The organism is Holosporales bacterium (genome assembly GCA_031263535.1).
GTDB lineage: Bacteria > Pseudomonadota > Alphaproteobacteria > UBA3830 > JAIRWN01 > JAIRWN01.
Genome location: JAISFO010000023.1, coordinates 64,383 through 77,095 on the forward strand (window position 1 = coordinate 64,383; position 12,713 = coordinate 77,095).

General features: G+C 43.6%; 11 protein-coding genes. 7 read left to right on the top strand and 4 right to left on the bottom strand.

The annotated features are described in order from the left end of the window. Positions 1 to 14: 14 nt before the first annotated feature. The 3 genes from LBL30_02375 to LBL30_02385 all read left to right on the top strand — a co-directional run bounded on the left by LBL30_02375 (position 15) and on the right by LBL30_02385 (position 3,041). Positions 15 to 506: an OmpA family protein gene (locus tag LBL30_02375; GenBank protein MDR1031949.1), complete on the top strand. Its 492-nt coding sequence runs from the start codon at positions 15 to 17 to the stop codon at positions 504 to 506. A gap of 598 nt (positions 507 to 1,104) precedes the next feature. Continuing rightward, on the top strand, positions 1,105 to 1,725 hold the full coding sequence (locus LBL30_02380; protein ID MDR1031950.1) for a leucine-rich repeat domain-containing protein: 621 nt from the start codon (positions 1,105 to 1,107) through the stop codon (positions 1,723 to 1,725). A gap of 326 nt (positions 1,726 to 2,051) precedes the next feature. Continuing rightward, positions 2,052 to 3,041 (top strand): leucine-rich repeat domain-containing protein, encoded by a 990-nt coding sequence (locus LBL30_02385; GenBank protein MDR1031951.1) that lies wholly within the window; start codon positions 2,052 to 2,054, stop codon positions 3,039 to 3,041. A 205-nt stretch (positions 3,042 to 3,246) separates the two neighbouring features. Here LBL30_02385 and cysS read toward each other — a convergent pair whose 3' ends face one another. Beyond that, positions 3,247 to 4,620 (bottom strand): cysteine--tRNA ligase, encoded by a 1,374-nt coding sequence (gene cysS / locus LBL30_02390; GenBank protein ID MDR1031952.1) that lies wholly within the window; start codon positions 4,618 to 4,620, stop codon positions 3,247 to 3,249. Further along, complete coding sequence (gene gltX, locus LBL30_02395; protein ID MDR1031953.1) at positions 4,617 to 5,978, bottom strand: glutamate--tRNA ligase; 1,362 nt, start codon at positions 5,976 to 5,978, stop codon at positions 4,617 to 4,619. The genes cysS and gltX overlap by 4 nt, the downstream gene beginning before the upstream one ends. Before the next feature lie 113 nt (positions 5,979 to 6,091). Between gltX and LBL30_02400 the strand changes: the two genes are divergently transcribed. Beyond that, positions 6,092 to 7,186: a glycosyltransferase family 4 protein gene (locus tag LBL30_02400; GenBank protein ID MDR1031954.1), complete on the top strand. Its 1,095-nt coding sequence runs from the start codon at positions 6,092 to 6,094 to the stop codon at positions 7,184 to 7,186. Here LBL30_02400 and LBL30_02405 read toward each other — a convergent pair. Next, a complete protein-coding gene (locus LBL30_02405) occupies positions 7,158 to 7,901 on the bottom strand; it encodes a putative glycoside hydrolase (protein ID MDR1031955.1) in 744 nt (247 codons plus the stop codon). The genes LBL30_02400 and LBL30_02405 overlap by 29 nt on opposite strands. Continuing rightward, positions 7,898 to 8,215: a putative glycoside hydrolase gene (locus LBL30_02410; protein ID MDR1031956.1), complete on the bottom strand. Its 318-nt coding sequence runs from the start codon at positions 8,213 to 8,215 to the stop codon at positions 7,898 to 7,900. The genes LBL30_02405 and LBL30_02410 overlap by 4 nt, the downstream gene beginning before the upstream one ends. Positions 8,216 to 8,304: 89 nt before the next feature. Here LBL30_02410 and LBL30_02415 point away from each other — a divergent pair, with 89 nt between their 5' ends. From LBL30_02415 to LBL30_02425, 3 genes are all read left to right on the top strand, one after another. Next, entirely contained in the window at positions 8,305 to 10,038 is a 1,734-nt protein-coding gene (locus tag LBL30_02415; GenBank protein ID MDR1031957.1) for an aminopeptidase P family protein, read from the top strand. An 87-nt stretch (positions 10,039 to 10,125) separates the two neighbouring features. Continuing rightward, positions 10,126 to 11,478, top strand: coding sequence for a glycine--tRNA ligase (locus LBL30_02420; GenBank protein MDR1031958.1), 1,353 nt, complete (start codon positions 10,126 to 10,128; stop codon positions 11,476 to 11,478). 183 nt (positions 11,479 to 11,661) lie between these two features. Further along, positions 11,662 to 12,630, top strand: a complete 969-nt coding sequence (locus tag LBL30_02425; GenBank protein MDR1031959.1) for a Fic family protein — start codon at positions 11,662 to 11,664, stop codon at positions 12,628 to 12,630. Positions 12,631 to 12,713 lie beyond the last annotated feature (83 nt).

Genomic DNA, 12,713 nt, shown 5'->3' on the forward strand with positions numbered 1-12,713 from the left:
TTTTTGGAGTTGTTATGAAATACACTGGAGTAAGTTTATTATTGGCGGCGTCGTTGTTAATGGGATGTCAGTCTAATCGTGAAGGTGAAAACGCTGGTATAGGCGGGGGACCTTCTGCCGCTGGGTTTACAAAGGGGGCTGCTGGCAGTTTTGTTGCCACAGCTGGCGATAGAGTATTTTTTGAGTTTGACAGCTCAGCTTTAACCCATGGATCGCAGGCCACCTTGATTCGTCAAGTTGAGTGGTTGCTGCAGCATAAAAGGATTGGGCGTGTTGTCATTGAAGGGCGCTGCGACGAGCGTGGAACAAGGGAGTATAACCTCGGCTTGGGTGAACGTCGCGCTAATGCGGTCAGGAATTTTCTTGTCGCGCATGGAGTCCCGGCTAATCTGATTACTGTCATCTCCTACGGTAAAGATAAGCCGATCGAGGTTAGAGGTGCTGGTTCTGATTCTAAGGAAGAGTTCTGGCGTCAAAACCGTGTTTCTATCACTGCAATAGAGTAGTGATTTTTTCTTTCTCATTTTTTTCTCCTTATTTAATTACCTCCGTGCTTGTCACGGAGGTCTTTTTTTATGTGTTAATGCAAACTTTATGTGCTGATGCAAATTTTTACTACGCCTAATCAGCATAGCTCTCTTAGATAAGTCCCTGTAGTCGTCATTAAACCTTCTAAGCATCTAAAGATCATAAATTGTACGCGAATTTATTCAGGTTAAGCTGGCACAGATTTTTACCAAAATTTCTAGTTTTTTTCTTTATAGTCAGAAAACGTGCGCGCCTCAACTAAATCAACGCCAAGTGACGCCATACCTGAACGTAATCACACAAGGTCCTCTGCCGGCTCTACAACGGGGGAGGGGCTTTTTATTTGATCTAAAACCCGACGCAAAGTGCGTGGTTTCCTAGATCAAATATCCTCAGATACTATTATCAAATGCAAATTGTGCAATTCAACTTTGCCACTAATCCTCCGAGCCTTACTACCAAGCCAGTTTCTAGGCCGATTCCATCAATAATTTTAAAATAAGCAAAAAAATAGATTGACAAAAGTATAATATTATGTCATATATGCGTTCATTAGATTCTTAATCGGGAGAAATTATGAAAAAGATTATAATAACATCAGTGGTAGCATTGCTTATCCCTGAAATCGCAAATTGTATGCGAAGAACTGATTCTTACAAAGAATGCAGAGTTGACAATACGTTGCTTGAAAACTGTATGCGATTTACCTTAGACGGAGCTGATTATTACCAAAAAGGCAAAGTTGTTAAGGTTACCGCTTCCTTTTACCCCAGTAGGATTCTTACAAGAGATCGAATTTGTATAGGTGGAGAGGTCTATGGAGTATTATATGCGCTAGCAAAAAATGGTCGTAATACAGCAAGTTCTGGATCCGTATACTTTCCGTCTAGTATAGAGACGATCGGCATTGAATGTTTTCGCAATGCTCTTCGAGATGCGTTGTCATTCATAATCTTTGAGCAAAACTCACATCTGAAAAAGATCGGATATGATGCCTTTTCTGGGTGTGCTTCTCTGGTATCTATATGCATTCCGTTCAGTTTAGAAACTATAGGAGAAAAGTGTTTTTTAAACTGCCGCAGTCTAAGCAGCGTAACGTTTGAATCAGGCTCTCGATTGGCAGATATCGGAAAAGACGCCATTCCTGCAGAAACCGTAGTTAACGGGTGTCCTTTTCCTATACCAGGAAGGGAATAAACGCAAGCAGTTTGGCATCAGTTTATAAACAAAGCTGACCCAGCATCCATTGCATGTAATTACCAAGCCCCCGCCGTTCTATGGCCGGGGAGGGACTTTTTTCAGGCTGGCCGATGCAGATCGTGCGATTTACTACATAAAATATTCTCAAATACTATTATCAAGTGCAGATCGAGATTTTGTATCAAACCTTGCCGAGCCCCATTGCCAAGCCAAATTTCATGTAGATTTCAACAACAATCTTAAAATAAGCAAAAAAATAATTTGACAAAAGCATAATTTTGCATTATGTGTATAGCTAGTTAACCAATCGTTAAGGAGAAATTATGAAAAAGATTGCAATGATAGCATCGGCAATTACGCTGCTTGTCCCTGAAATTGCAAGTTGTGGGCGAGTTGCAAATCCTGGGTATATTATAGATAGAACTTCTTACCAAGAGGATGGAAGCGGAGGTGTTAGCGCCAGATCGGCAGCTACAGGTCCCACTTGGCTCCTTAGAAATATCATTAGTATAGGTGGGGAAGTTTGTGAGGTGCGTACATTAAATGGCTTTAATACGTTTGATGGTGGTGGTAGGCATAGCTTGCGATCCATATGCATTTCAGCAAGTATAAAAACGATCAGCGAAAAATGTCTTGAGCTTTGCGACAGTCTAACCGTAACGTTTGAATCAGGCTCTCGACTGGAAACGATCGAAGAATTCGCCTTTCGCTATTCTTATCTGGCTTCTATATGCATTCCATCCAGTGTAGAGATGCTTGGCAGTGCGAGTTTTGTTGGATGCCAAAGTTTAAGCAGCTTGATGTTTGGATCGGGCTCAAAACTGAAAACAATATCAGGCTTCGCCTTCAATAGATGTTCTTCTCTGGCATCTATATGCATTCCGTCCAGCGTAGAGAGGCTTGGCAACGTAAGTTTTGTGGAATGCCGCAGCCTAAGCAGATTAACGTTTGGATCAGGCTCTCGAATAAGAACGATCGAAGAAGGGGCCTTTTCCGGATGTTCTTCTCTGGCATCTATATGCCTTCCGTCTAGCTTAGAAAGGGTCGAGGGAAAGTGTTTTAAAGATTGTACCAGTCTAATCATCGTAGAGTTTAAGCCTAACTCTCAACTGAAAACGATAGGAAGCTTTGCCTTTAGCGGTTGCTCTTCTTTGGCATCTATATGGCTTCCATCCAGTGTAGAAAGGATCGAGGAGGGATGTTTTGAAGGATGCGGCAGTCTAAGCATCGTAGAGTTTGAGCCTGGCTCTCAACCGATAACGATTGAAGAAGGCGCTATTCCTGAAAGCGTTGAGACTGTGGGTTTAGATTAAATAATATATAAACCCACGCTGGCTGGCGTCAGTTTATAAACAAGGCTGTCGCTATATCTGAACGTGATCACACAAGATTTCCCGTTGCCTCTGCAGCGGGGGTCTTTTTATTTAAGTTAAGCTGACGCAAATTTCGCAAGCTATACTATTCCGATACACAGACGCGTTCTTGTGCACTTTGGAAAATAAGTAGGCGGCGCAGGTCTTACTCAAACCCCCAATCTGTCGTACCATCTGGATTGTCTTTGACTGTAATGCCGAAGCGTTCTTTTAGTACGTCTCTGAGCTCGTCGGACTTGTGGAACTGCTTTTGAGCGCGTACTTTGGTCCGCTTATTGATTAGATCGTTGATTTCTTTCAACTGATCTTCGGTTATTTGACTCGCGCGCTTAGTACCTGCAGTGAACCCCAGCAACTGCATTGCTGCACTCAAGCGTTGTGTCAACCCGGACTTCTCTTCCGAATTACCACCTTGCCCGATTTGCTTAGCAAGCCCCACCATCAGCGTAAGCGCCTTTGAGGTGTTCAGGTCATCGCATAATGCCAGTACAATCGGGTCGCAGTTATCAAGCTTTGGGTTGTCACACATACCATCCAAGCCGTCTACAGCGTTTACTAGACGATCAAAGGTGGCTTGCGCTTGTGCCAGCCCGCTGTCAGTCCAATCGAGTGTTTTTGAGTAGTGCGTAGACAGTATGAAATACTTCAGCACATTGCCGCTGTATTTCTTCAAAGCTGAACTGACTGTGACGATATTGCCAAGAGATTTGGACATCTTCTTTCCGTCAACAAGCAGCATGCCATTATGTACCCAGTACTTTGCCATGCAAGGCTTGCCCGAGGCGCACCGAGACTGCGCCATCTCGTTCTCATGATGCGGAAATATCAGGTCCTGACCGCCGCCATGAATATCAAAGGTATCCGATAAGTATTTGGCGCTCATGGCAGAGCATTCTATGTGCCATCCTGGTCGGCCATACCCCCAGGGACTGTCGAAACCGGGATCATCGCCAACAGACGGCTTCCACAACACAAAATCAAGCGGAGATTCCTTAAAAGGTGCGACTTCAACTCGAGCGCCTGCAATCATCTCGCCTGTATTTCTGTTTGACAATTTGCCATAAAGCGGATCACTTGAAACACGAAAAAGCACGTGACTTTCGGCCAGATATGCATGGCCCTTTTCCATTAGCTTTTTTATTATACCGATCATATCGGGTATGTGATCAGTTGCCCGCGGTTCATAAGTTGGCGATAAAAGACCAAGGCAAGCCATAGTGTTTTGGTAATTCTTTAACGTCTCATCAGTCAGTTGCCTGATAGAAATGCCCATCTCTCTGGCGCGGTTGTTAATTTTGTCGTCGATATCCGTAATGTTTCTTGCATATGTGACCTTAGGATAAAGGTGACGCAGGAGACGAAACAGCACGTCAAAAACAACCGCTGGGCGCGCATTGCCTACATGCGGTAAGTCATAGACAGTCGGCCCGCAGATATACATACGCACATGATCAGGGTCAAGTGGGGCAAAGACCTCTGTCTTGTTGCTTAAAGTATTATGTATGGTTAGCTTGCTCATTTCGCGCCAGCCTGCAGTCGGGATTTTACTAAATCCAATGACATTAGCTTTAACATGGATTTAAGCTCAGGCCCATGTTCCTGACCGGTCAAGCATAAACGTATCGGCGTATATAGCTCGCGCCCAGATCTTTGCGCTTGCGACTTTATGTCGGCAAACCACCGCCCCCAATCTGCTTGATAAGCAGGGGCGTTTTCCATAAGCAAATCTAAGGCTGTTTTTAGTAGGCTTTTGTCGGCCGAGGACATCCCGGCTGGTTTAGCAATGTCGCCATATATAACGTCCCACCACGCTTTGGCCTCTTTAATCAGGTCTATGTTACCGCGAATTAGTAACCAAAAATCTTCGCTGCAGCTGTCCAATCCAACAGACCTAAGTCGTAATTTTGCGTCTTTATAAGGCATGTCAGACAGAAGGCTGTGGTTAAGCTTGTATACTTCTTTATCGTCAAATTTCGGCTCAGCTTTACTGATTTTTGATATATCAAACTCTTTAATTAGCTCACTCATTGAATGGCGAATTTCTATGGGATCAGAGGTCCCGAGCTTGGCCAACAGGCTGTTTACCGCCATAGGCTCAATTCCTTCTTCTCGCCAGGTATTTATGCTAAGCACAGAAAGACGCTTGGAAAGCTCTTTGCCCCCTATATCGCGCAGCAAGGGATAATGACCAAACTTAATCGCAGATGTGTCTCCGCCAAGCGCTTTATAAAGATGCAGCTGTGACGCGGTGTTGGCTATATGGTCTGCGCCACGGATTATGTGGGTGATTTTGCTGTTTATATCATCGACAACCGACGCAAAAATATAGACAAAACTGCCGTCAGACTTGACTATAATCGGGTCGCTGGTATTACCGGGTGAAAACTCGATATGACCATATATCATATCATCCCAGGACACGACAGCATCCGCCAGCTTGAATCGCCAATGAGGCTTGATTCCACCCTGCTCAAGCTCTTTTTTCTTCGCGTCGCTTAGCTTAAGGGCAGATCTGTCGTATATCGGCGGCCTGCCGTTAGAAAGCTGAATCTTGCGTTTGAGGTCTAGCTCTTCTTTGGATTCATAGCATGGATATACCAGGCCTAGCTCCTTAAGACGCCCAAAAGCATTGTTATAGGCGTCTATCCTGGATGACTGGCAAAATGTCTCGTCCCAGCAAATCCCAAGCCAAACAAGGTCATTCTTTATTGCGCTGGCATACTCGTCGCGTGATCTTTCTCGGTCGGTGTCGTCTATGCGAAGGATGAACTTTCCGTTATGGCTTTTGACGAACAAATAGTTCAGCAACGCCGCACGAATGTTCCCTACATGCAACATGCCGGTTGGGCTGGGGGCAAAACGGACTGTATAACTCATGCGTTAAAGCCTGAACTCAAGCCAACTTTATACCTAAATGAGGTCTATTTTAAAATTGTTTCATAAACAAACTGTGACTATGCTGCATGGTCAGATGCATAAGGTGGCTCTTGGTGCGGATAGTTTTTGTTATCTCATCGCTTGGATCAGGAGGTGCGGAGAGGGTCCTTTCAGGGCTGGCCAACCATTTTGTAACGAAAAACAACGAAGTGTCGATTGTAACTTTCTCTCCCGCAGGGACGGTTCCTTTTTATCCGCTCGACCCAAACATAAACCTAATACAGCTGGATCAACTTAGGGAAGACACTTTTTGCCTAAAGCGTTTAAAGAATATCGCTAAACGCACATTTTGCCTAAGAAAAGCGCTAAAAGCCTTGGCCCCAGACCTGGTGATTTCTTTTGTAGAAGTTACAAATATCACCACTTTAATTGCTAGCATAGGTCTTAAGGTACCAGTCGTTGTGTCCGAGCGCATTTTCCCTGGCGATCATCATATTCCCAGAATCTATCAATGGTTACGTACACTATTTTATCCAAGAGCTTCCAAAGTTGTGGTTCAAACGGAATCTGCTAAAAACTATTTTTACTATCTTAATAATGTAAGCGTAATACCAAACGCAGTACTAATTCCTAACTTCACAAAAAAACACGTATCTTCAGCAGTATGTAGCATAATATCAGTTGGGCGATTATGTAGCCCTCAGAAAGACTTTGAAACTTTGGTTAAGGCATTTAGCAGACTGGTCACCAAATATCCTGGGATCCACTTAACCATCTATGGTGATGGAGATGATAGGGTTAACCTTGAGAATCTTATAACTTCCCTAGATCTTCAAGATAAGGTTTTCTTGCCTGGCGTTACTTCCGATGTGTATGGCGTTCTGCAAAAAGCAGATATGTTTGTTTTTCCATCGCGCTACGAAGGCTTTCCCAACGCTTTGTGTGAGGCTATGGCGGTCGGCCTTCCGGTTATTGCATCTAATTGCTCAGGCAATATCGACGTTGTGAGGGATAAAATCGACGGTCGACTGTTTACAGTAGGAAACGTAGATGCTTTAACCAGCCTAATGATTGAATTAATTGAGGACCGCGAACAAAGACAGCGCCTGTCCGGCAACGCAAAACAAATAGTGACCAGGTTTAATTCAGACGAGATATTCGCAATGTGGGATCAGGTAATTAATGAGGCCGCAAACCTTTGTAATTAACAGAGCACTTTATATACTTGGCCGCAGGGTTCCAAAAGCACCAATCGTTTACCCCTGCATCAACTGCAGCCTGCATTTGTTGATCAATTTGTTTATTGTTGTATTTTTGGTATGAATGAACATGCAACCAACTTGCAGTAAATGCCTGCAGCCAAGGGCGTATAATCGCTTTTGATTTATTGTCTTGTTGCTTAACCTCAATCGCCTTTTGTAAAACTCTATATATTACCTGATACGGTTCTAGGTCTGGGCGATCTATTCCCATTAAACCATCTCGATAATGAGACGGATAGATCATCGGACATATGATATCCACCTTTTCCGATATAAGCTTATAATTTTGGCCAGTTCTCGCCGCAGCCTTAATGGTATCCTCACCCAATGTGTCTGGAATAACACACCCAAATACATCTACTGAAACTTTAACCTTTAGAGGCCCTAACTGCTGCATTACGAAATCAAAGAATTGACCGATTATTTCTGTTTTTGAGGTTGTTTGCGCTAGCTTGCCATAGTCGGCATATTTATCGTTGTACGCAGAAAAACGTACATAATCAAACTGCACTTCCAGAAAACCAGCTCTTGCTGCCATCTTTGCTATATCTACCAAATACAGCCAATTTTCTTTTTCATAAGGGTTTAGCCAGACCATACCTTCCTTATCCTGCAGGATCTTACCGCTCTCTTTATTACGAACCGCAAGGCGTGGTATCAATCTAGCGTGGAAGGATCCATGAAAGAAACTATACGGGCGATTGGATATATCCCATGCTGTTTTAAAAGCCTAACCATCGCTTTAGTTTTGTCGTTGCATATAACTTGGCCGAGTTCATTTTTAACATTGATAACAACTGCATTAGCCGATACCTTTTTGGCAGTCGCGATCACTGAATAAGCATTATGTGCTGAACCAACGTATATCCCGCGAATTGGCTCGCTTACCGGTTTTCTGTTAGCTTGACCATCTTTAGGCACACAGCAAGAAGTCAATACGGCCGAGATGATCAGTATAAAGCGGTACTTTATCATGCCATACATTCTAACATAACGTGTATATACACACTAAGACGGTGATGTGATATTGTCGATTCTAAATAGTGATCTAAGCGCTGAAGCTAGTGCCCAGCAAATTTAACCAAGTCAGGAACTTTCTGTCAGAGGCTGGTGTTGATGCGGTCATCTTGCGTCATGGGGACGAGTATTTCAGCGAAGAGGTTCCTCCGCACTATCAGGTATTTAGCTGGCTAACCGGATTGGATGTTTCTTACGGCTATATCGTGGTTTCGCAGAAAATCGCCGCGCTGTTCGTTGATGGACGATACATTTTAGCTGCTCAAGAACTGTTAGGTAACAGCATTTGGACCGTTCATAATATAAAAAAAGTTTCTCCATTCGCTTGGATAGCAGCTAATTTGATCGGCAAGATAGCCTTAGACCCCAAGCTTCATTCGATAAATGAAGTTGAAAACCTAATACAGTCCGTCGGCGAAAAGAGAAAGATAGAGCTGATTGACAATTTAGTTGATCATTTTTGGAAAGACCGCCCACCACTGGAAACAAGTCAAATCTGTGAGCATCCACTTGAATATGCTGGCGAAAGCTCAAAGTCAAAGCTTTCGCGAATCGCGGAGCACCTGAATCAACAGCATTGTGAAGCCATTTTCATATCAAACCCTTGCGATGTGGCTTGGGTTATGAACATAAGGGGGCGCGACCTTAAGCACACGCCTGTGGCTTTTGCCAGAATGGTTGTATTTAATGACGGTTCTTACAAAATATATACCGACGCGTCTTCTTCTGACTTAAAAACGTATCCCTCCGCTCAAATTTTGGCCGACTTGAACAGCTTTAAAGGAAAGATACTAATCGACCCCAGCAATACTCCGTACTCTATAAAAGCTCAGCTAGGTTTTGCAGAAACGGTGTACAGGCCTTGCATAGTTCAAAGTTTCAAAAGCATAAAGAATGCGAATGAGCTTGATGGAGCGCGTAAAGCCAATATCTTGGATGGCGTAGCAATAACTTCGTTGTTGTTTTGGCTGCATCAGAAAATGGCTGACGGCGCTAATGTTTTTGAAAAAGACGTATCAGAGAAAATTGCCGAGCTGCGGGCCAAAAGCGACCTTTATGTCAGCGACAGCTTTTCTTGCATAGCTGCTTTTGGGAAAAACGCCGCAAACGTACACTATAAGACCGCTGGCCGTGGAGAAGGGCTATCTCGCACTGGCCTTTTTCTTCTCGATACAGGCGGGCAGTACCGATGCGGTACGACAGACATGACCAGAACCATGTGCTTTAATTGGCCCGCTGTAGAAGAGCAAGATGCCTATACCCGTGTGCTTAAGGGACATATAGCCTTAGCCAGCGCTGTTTTCCCTGTGGGGACAACGGGATATCAGATTGATTGCCTGGCCAGGCAATATCTTTGGCAGGTGGGGCTGGATTATGATCATGGCACAGGTCACGGCATAGGCAGTTTCCTGGGGGTGCATGAAGGCCCGCATAATTTCAGCCGAAAACCGTCAAGTGACAACGCTTTACAGGCGGATACTCTTATTACAATCGAGCCGGGATACTACCTGAAAGACAGGTTCGGCATACGCATAGAAAACACTAATCAGATCGTGAAGCTTACGACCCAAGAAGATGGCGGGGAATTTTTAACGTTTGCCACCCTAACCGCGGTGCCAATGGACTTTAAGCTGACTATGCCTCCTTTGCTTAATGAGCAAGAAAAGGTATGGCTTAGAAGCTACCACGAATGGGTTTTAAGGACGCTGACCCCACTTCTTGATGACACTGTCAAGTCATGGCTGATAGAGCAGACTAATCCCTATTTTAATGTTCTATAAAACGACTCATATCGCTCGTTGATCTTATGGCTGATCGCAGGTATCATCTGGCCAACGTAGAATCTTTCTTCAAAACCTATGCCGTCAATGGAAGAAATCATTTCACTTTGCAAAAGACGAGGATTTGTCTTTCAGAGTTCTGATTTATACGGTGGCCTTCAAGGTGTTTATGACTTTGGCCCTTTGGGCGTTGAGCTGAAAAACAACCTTAAGCAGGCTTGGTGGCGGGCTATGGTCTATATGCGCGACGATATTGAGGGCTTGGATTCTTCGGTTTTAACGCACCGCATGACCTTAAAGCATTCCGGTCATGAAAGTACTTTTACCGACCCTATGGTCGACTGCAAAAATTGCAAATGCAGGATGCGCGCCGATCATCTGGTTGACGGCAAGTGCGATAGTTGTGGATCAAAAAACCTCACAGAGCCAAGAAACTTCAACCTTATGTTCAAGGCGAACTTTGGCCCTGTCGAGGATGAGTCAAGCTATGTCTATCTGCGGCCAGAGACCGCGCAGGGCATATTCGTGAATTTTGGAAATGTGTTGGATTCCACGTCAAGGAAGATACCTTTTGGCATCGCCCAAATCGGCAAATCATTTCGAAATGAAGTAACTACTAAGAATTTCATATTCAGGGTTCGAGAATTTGAACAGATGGAGCTGGAGTTTTTTGTCAAGCCCGGTACAGATGAGCAATGGCATAAATTTTGGGTGCAAGAGAGGTTTAATTGGTGGCTAAGCCAAGGAATTAGCGCGGACAACCTGCAACTTCAGCCTCAGGATAAAGACGATTTGTCGCATTATTCTAAGGCTACCACTGATATACTGTACAAATTCCCCCATGGGTTTGAGGAAATTGAAGGAATTGCGAACAGGACAGATTTTGACCTCGGGTCTCACTCTAAAAATCAATCAGAGCTCAATTTGCTTGCAAAAGTGCTTGAAAATAAGGACTCCAACGCAAAGTTTTTGATACAAGACGGTGACTCTTCTTATGTTCCATTCGCAATAGAGCCGTCGGCCGGGCTTGACCGTGGGGTTCTGGCGATCTTGACCGAAGCATATAAAAAGGAAATGTTAGAGAACGGACAGGAGCGAATAGTGCTTAAGCTTAAGCCAAGCCTTGCCCCGTTTAAGGCCGCTGTTGTGCCTTTGGCCCGCAACAATGAGAAAATTGTTGCTAAAGCAAAGGATATCACGGAACAATTGCGCAAGGCGTTAATTTGTCGCGTTAAGTACGAAGATACTGGCAATATAGGCAAAGCCTACAGACGTCATGACGAAATTGGCACCCCTGTTTGCATAACGGTTGATTTCGATACCTTTGAAGGCGGCCAGGAAACGGTAACAGTCAGGGACCGAGACTCTATGGAGCAGCGCAGAATCCCTGTATCAGACCTGAAGGACCACGTTGCATCTGTTGTATCCTCTGCAGGTTAAGTCTAAGAAAATAGGAAATGCATAATCCTTAGTGCATTAAGGCTTAATCTTTAAGTATTTCTCCCACGCTACCCAATCGTTGCGATAATTTTTTAAGTGAGCACTTTTCGCGTCTATTTAATTTGATATTTATTGATATGATAGTATCATTATGATACTATCAATCCGTATTGTAAGGCTTCTATGTTTAAGAAACCGCCGTTTCGTATGACTTCGATTATCATCGACTGTATTCAAAAGATTTGCATCATTTTGGGGCGGATAGATTATTGCAATTTCAGAGTACACAGCGATGTTCATCTGAGGAAGATCACAAACATCAGATCTGTAAAATCAAGTCTGGCCATTGAAGGACATAGCCTGATGATTGAGCAGGTTAGCGATATCCTGAACGGTCAAGTCGTAATTGCTCCGCAACATGACATAATCGCCGTTAAAAATGCTATGTCAGTCTATGAAATGTTTGATCTAATCGACGCTTTTAGCATAGATGACCTTGTAAAAGTTCATGGCATAATGATGAAAGATTTACTTCCAGATGCGGGAAATTTCAGACAAAGCGGCGTAGGACTTTTCAAGGGAAAGCAGGTCGTACACGTTGCCCCTCCGCACAAAAACGTATCCAGACTTATGGCTGATCTATTCACATATTTAAAGGGATCAGACGATAGCCTATTGATAAAATCTTGCGTTTTCCATTATGAGTTTGAGTTTATTCATCCGTTTCTTGACGGTAATGGCCGTATGGGTCGTTTGTGGCAGCAACTTATACTTGCAAGACAACATCCTGTTTTTAAACTGGTCTGTATTGAGGAATTGCTGGAAAAATATCAAAGTGAATATTACGACGCTTTGCATGAAAGCGATCTTGCTGGAAGTTCGGAAAAATTTATCGAATTTATGCTGAACATTATCTTGCAATCATTAGCAATTTTGGAAACGCAGATACAACCGGCTGGCGGAGGAAAATGCGAGGATCGCCTAGCATATGCAAAAGGCTTTTTGGATAATTTCAGAAGGAAAGATTATTTGAATTTGTTCAAAAAAATATCACCAGCAACCGCAAGTCGCGATCTGATAAATGGCGTTAAACGCAGTATTTTGGAAACTACAAATAACAAAAATCAAACGATCTACAAATTCAAGAGATGAGAATTATACAAAAATAACATTTACATCACTTTCTGTTAGACATTTCTCGTTCCTTTTAAAATAGTTTAATTCCAGCCTGTTAG